We start from the raw sequence: 14859 nt of genomic DNA, 5'->3' as shown, positions 1-14859 counted from the left end.
ATGGCTAAGGTCGAGGAACAGGCCGGCCAGGAGTCGGCTGAGGCACGCGCGGATCGCAAGACCCGCCGTGGCTACGTCGTCAGCGACAAGATGGATAAGACCATCGTCGTTGAGGTCGAGGACCGCGTGAAGCACCCTCTCTACGGCAAGGTGATTCGTCGCTCGTCGAAGATCAAGGCACACGATGAAGAGAACACCGCCGGCATCGGCGACATGGTCCTCATCGCGGAGACCCGCCCGTTGAGCGCCACCAAGCACTGGCGCCTCGTCGAGATCCTCGAGAAGGCGAAGTAAGCCTCGCGGCTTACCTGGAATAAGGAGTAGCAAGTGATTCAGCAGGAATCCCGACTTAAGGTGGCCGATAACACGGGCGCCAAGGAGTTGCTCACCATTCGCGTTCTCGGTGGCTCAGGCCGTCGGTACGCGAGCCTTGGGGATACCATCGTGGCGACTGTCAAGGACGCCATCCCCGGTGGCAACGTGAAGAAGGGCGATGTCGTCAAGGCGGTCATCGTTCGTACCAAGAAGCAGGTCCGTCGCGTTGACGGCTCGTACATCAAGTTCGACGAGAACGCTGCCGTGATCCTGAAGACTGACGGGGAGCCTCGCGGCACCCGCATCTTCGGTCCGGTTGGCCGTGAGCTTCGTGACAAGAAGTTCATGAAGATCGTCTCGCTCGCGCCGGAGGTTATTTAATCATGGCGAAAAGGATCAAGAAGGGTGACCTCGTAGAGGTCATCTCGGGCGCTACGCAGGAGCGTGGCGGCGACCGGGGCAAGCAGGGTCGCGTTCTCGCGATCAACACTGAGACCGAGCGCATCATCGTTGAGGGCGTCAACTACGTCACCAAGCACGCGAAGGTCGGCCAGTCGGCTGGCGGCACGAAGGAGGGTGGCATCCAGACGATGGAGGCCCCCATCCACGTGTCGAACGTCGCACTCGTTGACCCCTCGACCAAGAAGCCGACTCGCGTTGGCTTCCGCGTCGAGGAGATCGAGAAGGACGGTAAGAAGAAGACCGTCCGCGTCCGTTACGCGAAGACGTCTGGGAAGGACCTCTGATGACTGAACAGGCTGTCAAGGCTCAGCCCCGGCTGAAGCAGAAGTACCAGAGCGAGATCGTTCCCGCCCTCCGCGAGGAGTTCGGGTTCGGCAACATCCACCAGGTTCCCGGCCTCGTCAAGATCGTCGTGAACACGGGTGTGGGTGAAGCAGCTCGCGATGGCAAGGTCATCGACGGTGCAATCGCCGACCTGACCAAGATCACGGGCCAGAAGCCCATGGTCACCAAGGCACGCAAGTCCATCGCGCAGTTCAAGCTTCGCGAGGGTCAGCTGATTGGTGCGCACGTTACGCTGCGCGGCGATCGTGCCTGGGAGTTCATGGATCGTCTGGTTTCGCTCGCACTGCCCCGCATCCGCGATTTCCGCGGTCTGTCGGCCAAGCAGTTCGACGGAAACGGCAACTACACCTTCGGTATTCAGGAGCAGAGTGTGTTCCACGAGATCGATCAGGATAAGATCGATCGGGTGCGTGGGTTCGACATCACTGTCGTGACCACCGCAAAGACCGATGATGAGGGTCGCGCGCTGCTCAAGGCGCTCGGCTTCCCGTTCCGGGTAGACAACTAAATAGTCCATGCGAGGTGGGCGCCCGTTTCGGGCGCCCACCCGTGTACACCCAGGTCGCCAGCCCTGACCGGCTCGGCGAAACCAGGCGAGAAAGTAGAGTCATTATGACGATGACAGATCCGGTAGCAGACCTGCTCACCAGACTGCGCAATGCAAACTCGGCTCACCATGAAACGGTGGCCATGCCCGGCTCCAAGCTCAAGCTCCGCATCGCGGACATGCTGAAGCGCGAGGGCTACATTGCTGACTGGAGCGTCGAAGACGCTCGCGTTGGCACCACGCTGACCCTGTCGCTGAAGTACGGCCCGAACCGCGAGCGCTCCATTGTGGGCATCAAGCGCGTTTCGAAGCCCGGCCTTCGCGTGTACGCACGTTCGACCGAAATCCCCACCGTTCTCGGTGGCCTCGGCGTAGCGATCCTGTCCACCTCCTCGGGGCTTCTCACCGACCGCGAGGCCGAGCAGAAGGGCGTTGGCGGGGAAGTCCTCGCCTACGTGTGGTAATCCCAGATGTCACGTATCGGTAAGCTTCCCATCTCCGTTCCCGGAGGGGTAAATGTCTCGATCGACGGTCAGTCGGTCACCGTGAAGGGCCCGAAGGGCGAGCTCAAGCTCGTCATCGCAGAGCCCATTCGCGTCTCGCTCGAAGAGGGCCAGGTGCTCGTCACCCGTCCCGACGATGAGCGCGACTCGCGGGCGCTGCACGGCCTCTCCCGCACCCTCATCAACAACAACATCATCGGTGTGACCGAAGGCTACTCAAAGGGCCTCGAAGTTGTCGGCACCGGTTACCGCGTGGTCGCAAAGGGCACGGGCCTCGAGCTCGCCCTCGGCTTCTCGCACCCCGTGCTCGTTGATGCTCCTGAGGGCATCTCGTTCGAGCTCGAGGGCAACACCAAGATCACCGTTCGCGGTATCGACAAGCAGGCGGTCGGCGAGACCGCTGCGAATATTCGCAAGCTGAAGAAGCCGGAGCCCTACAAGGGCAAGGGCATCCGCTACGCAGGCGAGATCGTTCGCCGCAAGGCTGGAAAGGCTGGTAAGTAACCATGGCCGCATCGATTACTCGGGCAAAGGGCCGCGCAGCGGCTCGTATCCGTCGTCACGTCCGCCTTCGCAAGAAGGTCGTCGGCACGGAGCTTCGTCCGCGCCTCGTCGTGACTCGTTCCTCGCGTCACGTCTTCGTGCAGGTTGTCGACGACGCAGTGGGTCGTACCCTCGCGTCGGCGTCGACCATGGAAGCCGATCTTCGCTCGTTTGAGGGCGACAAGTCCGCAAAGGCACGCCGTGTTGGCGTGCTCGTCGCGGAGCGCGCAAAGAGCGCCGGCATCGAGAGCGTTGTGTTCGACCGTGGCGGTAGCAAGTACGCCGGTCGCGTCGCAGCGGTCGCCGATGGCGCTCGAGAGGCAGGTTTGAGCCTGTGAGCAACGAGACGAAGGAGCAGGCAGTGACTGCAGAGACCCAGGCCGCGGAGGCCGCACCGGCCGCCGAGGCTGCGCAGGCCCCCGCTCAGGACCACCGCAACGAGCCTCGCGAGGCGCGTCGTGGAAGCCGCGACCGCGGCACCCGCAACGAGCGCGGCGGACGCGATCGCAACGAGAGCCAGTTCCTCGAGCGCGTCGTGACCATCAACCGCGTGTCGAAGGTCGTCAAGGGCGGCCGTCGCTTCAGCTTCACCGCGCTCGTCGTGGTGGGCGATGGCAACGGCATGGTCGGCGTCGGCTACGGCAAGGCCAAGGAGGTGCCGCTCGCAATTGCGAAGGGTGTCGAAGAGGCAAAGAAGAACTTCTTCCGCGTCCCCCGCGTTGGCAGCACCATTCCTCACCCCGTACAGGGCGAGGCAGCTGCTGGCGTCGTGCTGCTGCGTCCCGCAGCTGCCGGTACCGGTGTTATCGCGGGTGGCCCGGTTCGCGCCGTCCTCGAGTGCGCTGGCATTCACGACGTGCTGAGCAAGTCGCTCGGTTCGTCGAACACTCTGAACATCGTGCACGCGACCGTCGAGGCGCTGCAGCAGCTCGAGGAGCCCCGCTCCGTCGCAGCTCGCCGCGGCCTCCCGTTCGACCGCGTTGCTCCGGCACGCCTCGTGCGCGCAGAGGCAACGGCTATGGCGGAAGCTGCAGCTAAGGCAAAGGCAGGTGCGTAATGGCTAAGAGCCTGAAGGTTACGCAGATCAAGTCCGTTATCAGCGAGAAGCAGAACCAGCGGGACACGCTGCGCAGCCTCGGCCTGAAGCGGATCGGCGATTCCGTTGTCCGCGAGGACACCCAGGCCAACCGCGGCTACGTCCGCACGGTTGCGCACCTGGTCGAGGTTGAGGAGATCAACTGATGAGCGAGAAGAAGGAAGAGGCCGTGGAGGCACGCGAGCAGGTGCTCAAGGCGCACCACCTGCGTCCCGCCCCGGGCTCGAAGAAGGCCAAGACCCGTGTGGGTCGCGGTGAAGGCTCGAAGGGTAAGACGGCTGGCCGTGGTACCAAGGGCCAGAAGGCGCGTTACCAGGTCAAGGCTGGTTTCGAGGGTGGGCAGATGCCTCTGCACATGCGCACCCCGAAGCTGCGCGGGTTCAAGAACCCGTTCCGTACCGAGTACCAGGTCGTGAACCTCGCGAAGCTGGCGGAGCTCTACCCCAAGGGTGGAGACGTCACGAGCGCGGATCTCGTTGCCAAGGGTGCGGTTCGCAAGAACCAGCCGGTCAAGGTGCTCGGCGATGGCGACATCGCAGTGGCACTGACCGTTCAGGTTGACAAGGTCTCGAGCTCGGCTGAGCAGAAGATCGTCGCCGCTGGCGGTTCGGTTAAGTAGCACTCAACCATTACGCGGGGGACGGTTCCGACTGCGGCATTTGTGCCGTAACGTCGGGGCCGGCCCCCGTTGATGTTTCGCCACACCCTGCTTAGGCGTGTAGGCTCAATTTTTGGCCCGTGTCTGCAGACGGGGCCTTTGACGACACCCCTCAGGAGGCAGCTTTTGTTCAGCGCCATTGGACGGATCTTGAAGACGCCCGATCTTCGTACCAAGATCCTGTTCACGCTCGCGATCATCGCGATCTTCCGCCTCGGCTCATTTGTGCCGGCGCCGTTTGTGAACTTCAACAATGTCCAGGTCTGCCTCGCCTCTAACCAGGGGACAAGCGGGCTGTACGACATGATCAACCTCTTTAGCGGCGGAGCCCTCCTGCAGCTGTCGATCTTCGCGCTCGGCATCATGCCGTACATTACGGCGTCGATCATCACGCAGCTGCTGCGCGTCGTTATCCCTCACTTTGAAACGCTGCACAAGGAAGGCCAGGCCGGTCAGGCCAAGCTCACCCAGTACACGCGTTACCTCACGATCGCGCTCGCGATCCTGCAGTCCACGACGCTGGTCACTGTCGCCCGCTCGGGAATGCTGTTCGGTTCGTCCGGCTCCGTCGCCTGCCAGAACCTGATCTCGCAGGAGTGGTGGGCCATCGTGATGATCATCATCACCATGACCGCTGGCACCGGCCTGATCATGTGGCTCGGCGAGCTCATCACCGAGCGTGGCGTGGGCAACGGAATGTCGCTGCTGATCTTCACGTCGATCGCTGCCACCTTCCCCGGCGCACTCTGGGCCATCAAGGACGCAAAGGGCTGGAACGTCTTCTTCGTCGTGCTGGCGGTGGGCCTCTTGGTCGTCGCGGCCGTCGTGTTCGTCGAGCAGTCACAGCGCCGGATCCCGGTGCAGTACGCCAAGCGCGTCGTCGGGCGTCGGACGTACGGTGGAAACAACACCTACATCCCGATCAAGGTCAACATGGCCGGCGTGATCCCCGTGATCTTCGCCTCGTCGATCCTGTACCTGCCGATGTTGGTGGCGCAGTTCAACCAGCCCGGAATCGGCGAGGAGCCGAAGCCCTGGGTCGTCTGGGTCTCGAACAACCTGGTGCAGGGTGATCAGCCCATCTACATGGCCATCTTCTTCCTCCTGGTGATCGCGTTCACGTTCTTCTACGTGCAGATCACCTTCAACCCTGAAGAAGTCGCGGACAACATGAAGAAGTACGGCGGCTTCGTGCCCGGCATTCGTGCCGGTCGCCCGACCGCGGAGTACCTCAGCTACGTGTTGAACCGTGTCACCTCCGCTGGTTCGCTCTACCTCGGCGTGATCGCGCTCATCCCGCTGATCGCCCTGTCGTTCTTTGGCGCGAACCAGAACTTCCCGTTTGGCGGTGCATCGATCCTCATCATCGTGGGTGTCGGCCTCGAGACGGTGAAGCAGATTGATGCTCAGCTGCAGCAGCGGCACTACGAAGGACTGCTCAAATAATGACCCACCCCGCACCCGCACGCCTGTTGATTGTCGGCCCCCCTGGGGCCGGCAAAGGCACCCAAGCCGGACGGATCGCCGACCGCTACCAGGTCCCCGCGATTTCCACGGGAGATATCTTCCGCGCGAACATCAAGGGACAGACCGAGCTCGGTCAGCGCATTCAGGAGATCATCGAATCCGGTGAGCTCGTCCCCGACGCCCTGACTAACGAGATCGTCGCCGACCGCCTTGCGCAGGATGACGCTGCCGAGGGATTCCTGTTGGACGGGTATCCTCGCACGGTCGACCAGGTCCACGCGCTCGACGCCGTACTCGCCGAAAAGGGCGCGGCGCTTGACGCTGTCGTCCTGCTTGAGGCCGACACCGACGCCGTCGTGGCTCGCCTCTTGAACCGCGCGCTCGTAGAGGGTCGCGCGGACGACACTGAGGACGTGATTCGCCACCGCCAGGAGGTGTACGCGGCGCAGACCGCCCCGCTCATCGCGCTATTCGACGGCCGTGGAATCCTGGTCTCGGTCGATGGACTGGGCGAGATCGACGAGGTTGCCGAACGCATCGCCACGGCGCTCGATCTGAAGCTGGGCCGATAGCACGATGGCTCGGAACATGTTCCGTCGTTCGATCTACAAGACGCCGGCGCAGCTTCGCCTGATGCGTGAGCCGGGGCTTGCAACCGCGGCGGCCCTGGAAGCCACCCGTGGCGCCCTGAGGGCCGGTATCACCCCGCTGGAGCTCGACGCACTTGCCGAGGCCGCGATCCGCGACCGTGGCGGTCGCCCGAACTTCATGATGGAGCCGGGCTACCGGCACACCATCTGCGCGAACGTCAATGCGCACGTGGTGCACGCGATCCCCACCGATCGGCCGCTGCGCCCCGGCGACATCGTCGCGATTGACGCGGGGGCAGAGATCGGCGGCTGGCACGGTGACTCCGCATACACCGTGGTGGTACCGGACCCGGCCGACCCGAAGAAGACTGCCGCGCTGCAGGAGCTCAGCCGCGTGACCGAACAGGCCATGTGGCACGGCATCGCGCAGCTGGCGCGCGCCACGCACCTCAATGAGGTGGGCGATGCGATCGCCAAGTACGTCCACTCCGAGAGCAACTACGGCATCCTCGAGGACTACATTGGCCACGGCATTGGCCGGAGCATGCACGAAGACCCCCCGGTCTTCAACTACCCCGTGCGCGGCAAGGGTCCCGAGGTTCGCCCGGGTCTTGTCGTCGCGATCGAACCGATCATCGCCGCGGGCGGCATTGACACCTTCACCGAAGACGACGGCTGGACCGTCACGATGGAGGACGGCGGCGCGAGCGCCCAGTGGGAGCACACTGTCGCCGTACACGAGAACGGCATTTGGGTGCTCACCGCATCCGATGGGGGAGCGGCTGGACTCGCGCCCCTCGGCATTACGCCGACGCCGATCCCGTAATTCGCGACACGCCCGGCTAGACAGCTGAGCATATCCGGACTACGATAGTCCCTTGGTGCGTTATGCCGATTTTTCGGCGTCGCATCACGCAAGACCAGTATTCAACTACTCAAGCGATAGTGAGGCTATGGCCAAGAAAGACGGCGTCATCGAGATCGAGGGCCAGGTTGTCGAGGCTCTGCCCAACGCGATGTTCCGCGTTGAGCTGACCAACGGACACAAGGTTCTCGCACACATCTCGGGAAAGATGCGTCAGCACTACATTCGGATCCTCCCTGCGGATCGCGTGATTGTAGAGCTGACCCCGTACGATCTGACCCGCGGTCGGATTGTCTACCGCTACAAGTAGGCCGAACGCTGGAAAGTAACGGCTCGCAGCATCCTGCGAGTACGAGGACAGCGAAGTATTAAGGAACTCCCATGAAGGTCAAGCCCAGCGTCAAGAAGATCTGCGACAAGTGCAAGGTCATCCGCCGCCACGGACGCGTCATGGTGATCTGCGAGAACCCCCGCCACAAGCAGCGCCAGGGCTAGCCCCGAGCGCCGCGGTCGCGTGGGTCATCCCAAAGATCGCAAATTGAACAACTGAAACAGCGCATCGAAGAACCCGCAGCCTCGGCTGTGGGGGACACCTCGGGTTGGAGGCCCGAACCCCCGATGCGCACCACACCTCCATAACCCATGAGGAGAGCCACAATGGCACGTCTCGCCGGAGTAGACATTCCCCGCGAAAAGCGCGTGGAGATCGCACTCACGTACATCTATGGCGTCGGCCGCACCAGCGCGCTGAAGACGCTTGCGGAGACCCAGATCGATGGGAACATCCGTGTGAAGGACCTCACCGACGAACAGCTCGTTGCGCTTCGCGATCACATCGAAGGCAACTTCAAGGTTGAAGGTGACCTGCGCCGCGAGGTGGCAGCGGACATCCGCCGCAAGGTCGAGGTCGGCAGCTACCAGGGCATTCGCCACCGCAAGGGGCTGCCCGTGCACGGTCAGCGCACGAAGACGAACGCACGCACCCGCAAGGGCCCGAAGCGTACCGTCGCCGGCAAGAAGAAGAAGTAGTCGCCGGCTCGGCTCTGACCTAACACGTAGAAATCTTTCAGGAGAAAACACATGGCTGCACCCAAGTCGGCTGCTCGCAAGCCGCGCAAAAAGGATAAGAAGAACATCGTCGTGGGCCAGGCCCACATCAAGTCGACGTTCAACAACACGATCGTGTCGATCACGGACCCCACGGGCGCCGTCATCACCTCGTCTTCGTCGGGCAACGTCGGGTTCAAGGGCTCTCGCAAGTCCACCCCGTTCGCTGCTCAGCTCGCTGCCGAGTCGGCTGCGCGTCAGGCGCAGGAGCACGGTATGAAGAAGGTTGACGTCTTCGTCAAGGGCCCCGGATCCGGTCGCGAGACCGCGATCCGTTCGCTGCAGGCAGCGGGCCTCGAGGTCGGTTCCATCACCGACGTCACCCCGCAGACGCACAACGGCTGCCGCCCGCCCAAGCGTCGCCGCGTCTAACGAGCACGAGCGAGTAATCGGTGTGCGGGGCTTCCCGCCTCGCACACCGATCCATCTTCGAACCCATCCCGATCACGCATGAGTCATATAGCGGACTCGCAGCGAAAGGACATCAACCTTGCTCATTGCACAGCGCCCCACTCTGACTGAAGAGTCACTCTCTGAGAACCGCTCGCGCTTCATCATCGAGCCCCTCGAGCCCGGCTTCGGCTACACGCTCGGCAACTCGCTGCGTCGCACGCTGCTCTCGTCGATTCCCGGCGCAGCAGTCACCAGCGTTCGCTTCGAGGGCGTCTCGCACGAGTTCACCACGATCCCCGGCGTGACCGAGGACGTTACCGAGATCATCCTGAACATCAAGGGTCTCGTTGTCTCGAGCGAGCACGACGAGCCCATCACCGCCTACCTGCGCAAGACCGGCGCAGGCGAGGTGACCGCCGCTGACATCTCGGCTCCGGCCGGTGTCGAGGTGCACAACCCTGAGCTCGTCATCGCGACGCTCAGCGACAAGGCTCAGTTCGAGCTGGAACTGACCATCGAGCGTGGCCGCGGCTACGTTTCGGCGGCGCAGAACCGGAACGACGAGGCCGAGGTAGGCCGCATCCCGGTCGACTCGATCTACTCGCCCGTACTGAAGGTCACCTACCGCGTCGAGGCAACTCGTGCCGGTGAGCGCACCGACTTCGACCGCCTCGTGGTCGACGTTGAGTCGAAGCCCGCGATCACGCCCCGCGATGCAATCGCGTCGGCTGGTTCGACCCTGGTCGAGCTGTTCGGTCTCGCTCGCGAGCTGAACACGGCTGCCGAGGGTGTCGAGATCGGGCCCGCGCCCGTGGACGCCGTCGTCGATGGTGAGCTGTCGATTCCGATCGAGGATCTCGATCTGTCGGTCCGTAGCTACAACTGCCTCAAGCGCGAGGGCATCAACACCGTGAGCGAGCTCGTTGCGCTCTCGGAGGCCCAGCTGATGAACATCCGCAACTTCGGCCAGAAGTCGGTGTTCGAGGTTCGCGACAAGCTGACCGAAATGGGTCTGTCGCTCAAGGACGCCGTTCCCGGCTTCGACGGGGCTCAGTTCTACAGCTACGAAGACGACAACAACAACTAGGGAACCGTCGGCTTCCGGCCTTCTCGAACCTCAATCCACTGGAGTATTAAATGCCTAAGCCCACTAAGGGTGCACGCCTCGGAGGCGGCCCCGCTCACGAGCGTCTGATGCTGAACAACCTCGCATCGCAGCTCTTCACGCACAAGAAGATTCAGACCACGGAGACCAAGGCCAAGCGCCTGCAGCCTGTCGCCGAGCACCTGATCACCTTCGCGAAGCGTGGCGATCTGCACTCGCGTCGTCGCGTCCTGCGCCAGGTCACCGACCAGGGCGTGGTGCACGAGCTCTTCACCGAGATCGCGCCCCTCGTTGCTGATCGTCCGGGTGGCTACACCCGCATCATCAAGACCGGCTTCCGCAAGGGCGATCGCGCCCCCATGGCAGTCATCGAGCTCGTTCTCGAGCCCGTGACCCCCAAGGTCAAGGCAAAGAAGGCGGCCCCCAAGGCTGCTGCTGAGCCCAAGGCTGCCGAGCCTGTTGCCGAGGAGGCCGCTGTCGAGGCTCCCGCCGAGGCTGCTGCCGAGTAACTCTCGGACTCACGAACGCCCCGCACCCCTTTGGGGGAGCGGGGCGTTCTGCGTTGTCGGTGAGGCCGGTGAGGCCATCGCCGGGCACTGGTGACAGCGTCGAGCGCGCGCGGTCGACGCAGGGGCAGCAGGCGAGCGGCCGAACTACCGGCGGGGTCCGCCGAAGCCGACGCTTTCGCTCGGCGTGTGCAGGCGCGCGAGGGCCTCCTCGATGGCCGAGGCATAGAGCTCGCCGCCCGACGGCTCGGGGTGGATCCCGTCGCCGGCCAGCATCTCCGGGTGGGGGGTGATCGCGGTGTCCCATTCGGCGAGGACGACCCCGCGGTGGGCGGCCGCGTACTGCGCGAGCAGCGCATTCACTCCCGGAATCCAATCGCGGTCGGCGTGCGCGCTCACGAGCACAAGCGGGCGTGGGCCAGCGGCCGCGCGGAGCGCATCGAGATCGGCCTCGTCGATCGGCCCGTTCGTGCCGAGTCCGACCACGAGGGCGTATCGGAGGCTGCCGCTGGCGAGCTGATCCTGGGCCAGGCCCACACCGACGGACAGTCCGCGTGAGACCTCGGCATCAATGCTGATCCCGGGGAACCGGGCGGCGAGCTCGGGGCTGCTCGCGAGCATGACCGAGTCGCCGATTGCGGTCAACTGCGCGCCAGTGGGCAGCAGCGGTCCGCTCTCAGGCGCGCTCGTCGTCGGGGCTTGCTCGGCGGCCTCTTGCTCGGCGGCCTCGAGGAGCACGCGGCCTCGCTCGATCGCGGCCTCCGCGGACGTGGTCTGTGGGGCCGTGACCACCGCGGCGATCGTCGCCGGGACGGTGATCGCGAGAACGGTGACGAATGAGAGCGCGATGACGCGCGCTCGCCGATCGCCTCGGCCGAGCTGGCCGAGCCTGCGGAGGGATCGCATGAGCCCGAGTCGGCGGACGGGCTGCTCGACATACCGATACGAGAGTTGGGACAGCACCAGCGTCAGCGCCAGAACGCACAGGCCGGTGGTGAGCCAGCCGGTACCGGAGGACGCCCACTCTCCGAAGACGGCCTGCGCGAGCAGGAGCAGCGGCCAATGCCAGAGGTAGATGCCGTACGAGCGTTCTCCGACCCACCGCAGCGGGCGCGCGTCGAGGTGCGGCGCGAGCCCCATGCCCGGGCGTGTGACCGCCCCGATGACCGCGAGGGCCGCGAGCGTCGCTAGCTGGATCCCGCCGCGGAAGCTCTCGGGGCTGCCCTCGCGTAGCGTGAGCGCGAGCGCCCCCAGGACGATGAGGCCTGCTGCTGCGGTAACCCAGAGCTGCCACTGGCGTGCCGGGCGCTCTGCCGCGGTCCCCTCGCGGGCGCCCTGGTGCAGTACGCAGGCGAGCGCGGCGCCGAGGAGGAGGCCAAAGCTGTGCGTATCGGAACCGAAGTACAGGCGGGACGGTTCAGCGCCGGCGAATGATCCCGCCGCCATCAGGACGGCGGAGGTCAGCCCGAGCGCTGCGAAGAGCACGGGGCGCCCGATCCTGCCGGCGCGACCGGGCAGGCGCACGAGCACGAGCGCGAGTAAGGGGAGGACGAGGTAGAACTGTTCCTCGATGCCGAGGGACCAGGTGTTCCGGAAGAGCTCTGGCGCGTCCTTCGCGAAGTAGTCGGAGCCGGCCGCAATCGAGGTCCAGTTGCTCACAAATAAGGCGGCGCCGGCGATCTGGCGGCCGATGCCCACAAGGACGTCGCCACCCACCACGAGCGCCGCCGTCGACACGGTTGCGATCACGAGCCCGAGGGCTGGCAGCAGGCGGCGGGCTCGACGGCGCCAGAAGTCCGCCAACCGGATCCTGCCCGACGCGGACCACTCGCTCAGCAGGAGCGAGGTGATGAGGAAGCCGCTGATCGCAAAGAAGACGTCGACGCCCAGGAAGCCGCCGGGTAGGAGGCCGGGGAAGAGGTGATAGACCAGCACGAGACCGACCGCAATCGCGCGCAGCCCGTCGAGGCCCCGGTACCGTGCCCGTACCATGGGAGCTTGGGTCGCCTTCGGAATCGCCGGTTCGGCGTGACCGGTGGCGGTTCCGAGTGACATGGGGGTGGCTGTGCTCCTGAGCTGGGGGACCCATCGAGTGTAGGCCAGAATGGTCGACACTCCCTGGCAGAGCAGTCGAACGGACGAAGGGATATAGGTGGTGTACGAGACGAGCGAGTCCTCAGCGCAGAACGAATTGGCGCGGGGGAATCTTGCGCGCCGGCCCGAGCGCAGCGCGGACCTCGTGCGGCTTCGCCTCGACATCGCGTACGACGGCACCGACTTCTTCGGGTGGGCGATGCAGCCCGGCCTCCGCACGGTGCAGGGCGAGCTCGAGCGTGCCCTCGGAGTGCTGCTGCGCTCGCCGGACAAGCGCGTCGCGGTCACCGTCGGCGGGCGCACCGACACCGGTGTCCACGCGCGTGGCCAGGTCGCGCACATTGACGTGACGCCCCAGCAGTTGGCGCGCTGGGCAGGCCAGATCACCGACGCCAGCCTGCTCCCGACGCTGCGGGCCCGCCGCATCAACGGGATTATCAAGCGCACCGCTCCTGACCTGGTCGTGCACGAGGTCACCGAGGTTCCCGACGGCTTCGAAGCGCGGTACTCGGCGATCAAGCGACGCTACGAGTACCGTCTCCGCGGTCTCGGCGTGCGCCGAGACCCGCTGAGCCGCGCCACCACCGCCGACGTGCCGCACGAGCTCGATTTCGCCGAGATGCAGCGGGCAGCCTCCTCGCTGGTCGGGCTGCGGGATTTCACGAGCTTCTGTAAGGCGCGCGAGGGCGCTACCGCGGTGCGCAACCTCCTCGAGTTCAGTTGGCGCGAAGACCCCGACGGGGTATTCGTCGCCCGCATCGAGGCCGACGCGTTCTGCCACTCCATGGTGCGCTCGCTCGTCGGGGCGGTGGTTTCGGTCGGCACCGGCAGGATCGACGTGGCCGAGCTTGACCGGCTGCTCGAGGCGCGGGAACGTCCGAACCGCTTCGCCGTCATGCCGCCGCACGGGCTCAGCCTCGAGGAAATTACGTACCCGCCGCACCACGAGGTCGCCGATCGCGCCGCCCTCACGCGTGCGAGGCGAGCGGCGATCCCGCCCCAGGCCCCCGCCGAGCTGCGCGAGATTGCCGCGGCCGGAGAGCTGCGCGAGGGCTGCGGCCCGGATCCTGCGGAGTAGGCTGCCGGTTCGCCAGGCGCGCGCGCTCGGGTGACACGCCCACCCTGTGATAAGATTTCTCTTTGGTGCTCGGCGTTGTACGTCGGCACCCGAAGTTGAGCCCTCCACCGACTCGGTTTTTCGCGGCATCTGCCCGGCAAACCGGCAACGGAGCGGGATTCACGGACACCTCCATTTCGATAGAAAGCAGCACGACAGTGACTCGCACTTATTCCCCGAAGGCAGCCGAGCAGAAGCACGACTGGCTCATCATTGACGCCACCGACGTAGTGCTCGGCCGTCTCGCTTCGCAGGTTGCAATCCTCCTGCGCGGCAAGCACAAGACCACCTTCGCCCCCCACATGGACATGGGCGATTACGTTGTCATCATCAACGCGGACAAGGTCGTTCTCACGAACAACAAGGCCGAGACCAAGCGCGCGTACCGCCACTCGGGCTACCCGGGCGGCCTCCGTTCGGTGAGCTACACCGAGCTGCTCGGCAAGAACCCGGAGCGCGCCGTTGAGATGGCGATCCGCGGCATGCTGCCGAAGAACTCGCTTGGTCGCGATCAGATCAAGAAGCTGAAGGTCTACGCAGGCCCGAACCACCCCCACACGGCTCAGCAGCCGGCGACCTTCACCCTCGGACAGGTCGCGCAGTAGTTCGCGCACCCGATCAGACTTCAGAGAAAAAGGATTCACAACGTGACCAACGCAGACCAGACTGTCGCTCCTGAGAGCTACACCACCGAGACCCCGGCCGCTGAGGCAGCGGCAGCGGCTCCCCGCCCCGCGCTGACCGTTCCCGGTGCAGCTGTGGGCCGTCGCAAGCAGGCTATTGCCCGCGTGCGCCTCATCCCCGGCGCCGGCACCATGACGGTGAACGGCCGCGAGCTGGCTGAGTACTTCCCGAACAAGCTGCACCAGCAGCTCATCACGGACCCCTTCACCGTGCTCGAGCTCGGTGGCGCGTACGACGTCATCGCGAAGATCACCGGTGGTGGCCCCTCGGGTCAGGCCGGCGCGCTTCGCCTCGCGATCGCTCGTGCCCTCAACGAGATCGACGAAGAGCACAACCGCGCGACCCTGAAGAAGGCCGGCTTCCTGAGCCGTGACGCTCGCGTCAAGGAGCGCAAGAAGGCTGGTCTCAAGAAGGCCCGCAAGGCGCCTCAGTACTCGAAGCGCTAAACAGGCGTTCGGAGAG

General features: G+C 64.9%; 23 protein-coding genes. 22 read left to right on the top strand and 1 reads right to left on the bottom strand.

What is annotated here, in order from left to right; all coding sequences use genetic code 11:
* The 19 genes from rpsQ (at position 1) to rplQ (ending at position 10505) form a co-directional block, all read left to right on the top strand.
* Entirely contained in the window at positions 1–294 is a 294-nt protein-coding gene (gene rpsQ / locus KOE53_RS11530; RefSeq protein WP_188045741.1) for a 30S ribosomal protein S17, read from the top strand.
* A gap of 33 nt (positions 295–327) precedes the next feature.
* On the top strand, positions 328–696 hold the full coding sequence (gene rplN, locus KOE53_RS11525; protein ID WP_188045740.1) for a 50S ribosomal protein L14: 369 nt from the start codon (positions 328–330) through the stop codon (positions 694–696).
* A gap of 2 nt (positions 697–698) precedes the next feature.
* Entirely contained in the window at positions 699–1061 is a 363-nt protein-coding gene (rplX, locus tag KOE53_RS11520) for a 50S ribosomal protein L24 (RefSeq protein ID WP_188045739.1), read from the top strand.
* Positions 1061–1630, top strand: coding sequence for a 50S ribosomal protein L5 (gene rplE, locus KOE53_RS11515; RefSeq protein WP_188045738.1), 570 nt, complete (start codon positions 1061–1063; stop codon positions 1628–1630). Before rplX ends, rplE begins: the two co-directional genes overlap by 1 nt.
* A gap of 104 nt (positions 1631–1734) precedes the next feature.
* Positions 1735–2133 (top strand): 30S ribosomal protein S8, encoded by a 399-nt coding sequence (gene rpsH / locus KOE53_RS11510; protein ID WP_188045737.1) that lies wholly within the window; start codon positions 1735–1737, stop codon positions 2131–2133.
* Positions 2134–2139: 6 nt separating this feature from the next.
* Positions 2140–2676, top strand: a complete 537-nt coding sequence (gene rplF / locus KOE53_RS11505; RefSeq protein WP_188045736.1) for a 50S ribosomal protein L6 — start codon at positions 2140–2142, stop codon at positions 2674–2676.
* Positions 2677–2678: 2 nt separating this feature from the next.
* A complete protein-coding gene (gene rplR, locus KOE53_RS11500) occupies positions 2679–3053 on the top strand; it encodes a 50S ribosomal protein L18 (RefSeq protein ID WP_188045735.1) in 375 nt (124 codons plus the stop codon).
* On the top strand, positions 3050–3772 hold the full coding sequence (gene rpsE, locus KOE53_RS13625) for a 30S ribosomal protein S5 (protein ID WP_188045734.1): 723 nt from the start codon (positions 3050–3052) through the stop codon (positions 3770–3772). Before rplR ends, rpsE begins: the two co-directional genes overlap by 4 nt.
* Positions 3772–3957 carry a 50S ribosomal protein L30 gene (rpmD, locus tag KOE53_RS11490; RefSeq protein WP_188045733.1) on the top strand — a complete coding sequence of 62 codons (186 nt, stop codon included), beginning with the start codon at positions 3772–3774 and terminating at the stop codon, positions 3955–3957. The genes rpsE and rpmD overlap by 1 nt, the downstream gene beginning before the upstream one ends.
* On the top strand, positions 3957–4430 hold the full coding sequence (rplO, locus tag KOE53_RS11485; RefSeq protein WP_188045732.1) for a 50S ribosomal protein L15: 474 nt from the start codon (positions 3957–3959) through the stop codon (positions 4428–4430). Before rpmD ends, rplO begins: the two co-directional genes overlap by 1 nt.
* 165 nt (positions 4431–4595) lie before the next feature.
* Entirely contained in the window at positions 4596–5915 is a 1320-nt protein-coding gene (gene secY, locus KOE53_RS11480) for a preprotein translocase subunit SecY (RefSeq protein WP_188045731.1), read from the top strand.
* Positions 5915–6508 (top strand): adenylate kinase, encoded by a 594-nt coding sequence (locus KOE53_RS11475; RefSeq protein ID WP_188045730.1) that lies wholly within the window; start codon positions 5915–5917, stop codon positions 6506–6508. Before secY ends, KOE53_RS11475 begins: the two co-directional genes overlap by 1 nt.
* 16 nt (positions 6509–6524) lie before the next feature.
* Positions 6525–7352, top strand: coding sequence for a type I methionyl aminopeptidase (gene map, locus KOE53_RS11470; RefSeq protein WP_370566975.1), 828 nt, complete (start codon positions 6525–6527; stop codon positions 7350–7352).
* A 127-nt stretch (positions 7353–7479) separates the two neighbouring features.
* Complete coding sequence (infA, locus tag KOE53_RS11465; RefSeq protein ID WP_188045728.1) at positions 7480–7701, top strand: translation initiation factor IF-1; 222 nt, start codon at positions 7480–7482, stop codon at positions 7699–7701.
* A gap of 71 nt (positions 7702–7772) precedes the next feature.
* Positions 7773–7886, top strand: a complete 114-nt coding sequence (gene rpmJ / locus KOE53_RS11460; RefSeq protein ID WP_009199219.1) for a 50S ribosomal protein L36 — start codon at positions 7773–7775, stop codon at positions 7884–7886.
* A 162-nt stretch (positions 7887–8048) separates the two neighbouring features.
* On the top strand, positions 8049–8420 hold the full coding sequence (gene rpsM / locus KOE53_RS11455; RefSeq protein WP_188045727.1) for a 30S ribosomal protein S13: 372 nt from the start codon (positions 8049–8051) through the stop codon (positions 8418–8420).
* A 51-nt stretch (positions 8421–8471) separates the two neighbouring features.
* Positions 8472–8870, top strand: a complete 399-nt coding sequence (rpsK, locus tag KOE53_RS11450; protein WP_188045726.1) for a 30S ribosomal protein S11 — start codon at positions 8472–8474, stop codon at positions 8868–8870.
* 118 nt (positions 8871–8988) lie between these two features.
* Positions 8989–9978, top strand: coding sequence for a DNA-directed RNA polymerase subunit alpha (locus tag KOE53_RS11445; RefSeq protein ID WP_188045725.1), 990 nt, complete (start codon positions 8989–8991; stop codon positions 9976–9978).
* 50 nt (positions 9979–10028) lie between these two features.
* Positions 10029–10505 (top strand): 50S ribosomal protein L17, encoded by a 477-nt coding sequence (gene rplQ, locus KOE53_RS11440; protein ID WP_188045724.1) that lies wholly within the window; start codon positions 10029–10031, stop codon positions 10503–10505.
* Between the two features lie 144 nt (positions 10506–10649).
* Here the strand turns inward: rplQ and KOE53_RS11435 are convergent, their stop codons facing one another.
* Entirely contained in the window at positions 10650–12557 is a 1908-nt protein-coding gene (locus KOE53_RS11435) for an acyltransferase family protein (RefSeq protein ID WP_251364314.1), read from the bottom strand.
* A gap of 97 nt (positions 12558–12654) precedes the next feature.
* Here KOE53_RS11435 and truA point away from each other — a divergent pair, with 97 nt between their 5' ends.
* The 3 genes from truA to rpsI all read left to right on the top strand — a co-directional run bounded on the left by truA (position 12655) and on the right by rpsI (position 14843).
* On the top strand, positions 12655–13674 hold the full coding sequence (truA, locus tag KOE53_RS11430; protein WP_353055642.1) for a tRNA pseudouridine(38-40) synthase TruA: 1020 nt from the start codon (positions 12655–12657) through the stop codon (positions 13672–13674).
* A gap of 197 nt (positions 13675–13871) precedes the next feature.
* On the top strand, positions 13872–14318 hold the full coding sequence (gene rplM, locus KOE53_RS11425; RefSeq protein ID WP_188045722.1) for a 50S ribosomal protein L13: 447 nt from the start codon (positions 13872–13874) through the stop codon (positions 14316–14318).
* 42 nt (positions 14319–14360) lie between these two features.
* Positions 14361–14843 carry a 30S ribosomal protein S9 gene (rpsI, locus tag KOE53_RS11420; RefSeq protein WP_188045721.1) on the top strand — a complete coding sequence of 161 codons (483 nt, stop codon included), beginning with the start codon at positions 14361–14363 and terminating at the stop codon, positions 14841–14843.
* Positions 14844–14859 lie beyond the last annotated feature (16 nt).

The sequence above is a fragment of the Leucobacter sp. CX87 genome (genome assembly GCF_018682295.1).
Lineage (GTDB): Bacteria > Actinomycetota > Actinomycetes > Actinomycetales > Microbacteriaceae > Cx-87.
The sequence above is the reverse complement of the archived record's forward strand: the minus strand, read 5'-3'. Positions and strand labels throughout refer to the sequence as shown.

Coding starts and splice junctions, on each gene's coding strand:
- rpsQ (WP_188045741.1), top strand. CDS start 1: ATGGCTAAGGTCGAGGAACAGGCCGGCCAGGAGTCGGCTGAGGCACGC.
- rplX (WP_188045739.1), top strand. CDS start 699: ATGGCGAAAAGGATCAAGAAGGGTGACCTCGTAGAGGTCATCTCGGGC.
- rplE (WP_188045738.1), top strand. CDS start 1,061: ATGACTGAACAGGCTGTCAAGGCTCAGCCCCGGCTGAAGCAGAAGTAC.
- rpsH (WP_188045737.1), top strand. CDS start 1,735: ATGACGATGACAGATCCGGTAGCAGACCTGCTCACCAGACTGCGCAAT.
- rplF (WP_188045736.1), top strand. CDS start 2,140: ATGTCACGTATCGGTAAGCTTCCCATCTCCGTTCCCGGAGGGGTAAAT.
- rplR (WP_188045735.1), top strand. CDS start 2,679: ATGGCCGCATCGATTACTCGGGCAAAGGGCCGCGCAGCGGCTCGTATC.
- rpmD (WP_188045733.1), top strand. CDS start 3,772: ATGGCTAAGAGCCTGAAGGTTACGCAGATCAAGTCCGTTATCAGCGAG.
- rplO (WP_188045732.1), top strand. CDS start 3,957: ATGAGCGAGAAGAAGGAAGAGGCCGTGGAGGCACGCGAGCAGGTGCTC.
- KOE53_RS11475 (WP_188045730.1), top strand. CDS start 5,915: ATGACCCACCCCGCACCCGCACGCCTGTTGATTGTCGGCCCCCCTGGG.
- map (WP_370566975.1), top strand. CDS start 6,525: ATGTTCCGTCGTTCGATCTACAAGACGCCGGCGCAGCTTCGCCTGATG.
- infA (WP_188045728.1), top strand. CDS start 7,480: ATGGCCAAGAAAGACGGCGTCATCGAGATCGAGGGCCAGGTTGTCGAG.
- rpmJ (WP_009199219.1), top strand. CDS start 7,773: ATGAAGGTCAAGCCCAGCGTCAAGAAGATCTGCGACAAGTGCAAGGTC.
- rpsM (WP_188045727.1), top strand. CDS start 8,049: ATGGCACGTCTCGCCGGAGTAGACATTCCCCGCGAAAAGCGCGTGGAG.
- rpsK (WP_188045726.1), top strand. CDS start 8,472: ATGGCTGCACCCAAGTCGGCTGCTCGCAAGCCGCGCAAAAAGGATAAG.
- rplQ (WP_188045724.1), top strand. CDS start 10,029: ATGCCTAAGCCCACTAAGGGTGCACGCCTCGGAGGCGGCCCCGCTCAC.
- KOE53_RS11435 (WP_251364314.1), bottom strand. CDS start 12,557: ATGTCACTCGGAACCGCCACCGGTCACGCCGAACCGGCGATTCCGAAG.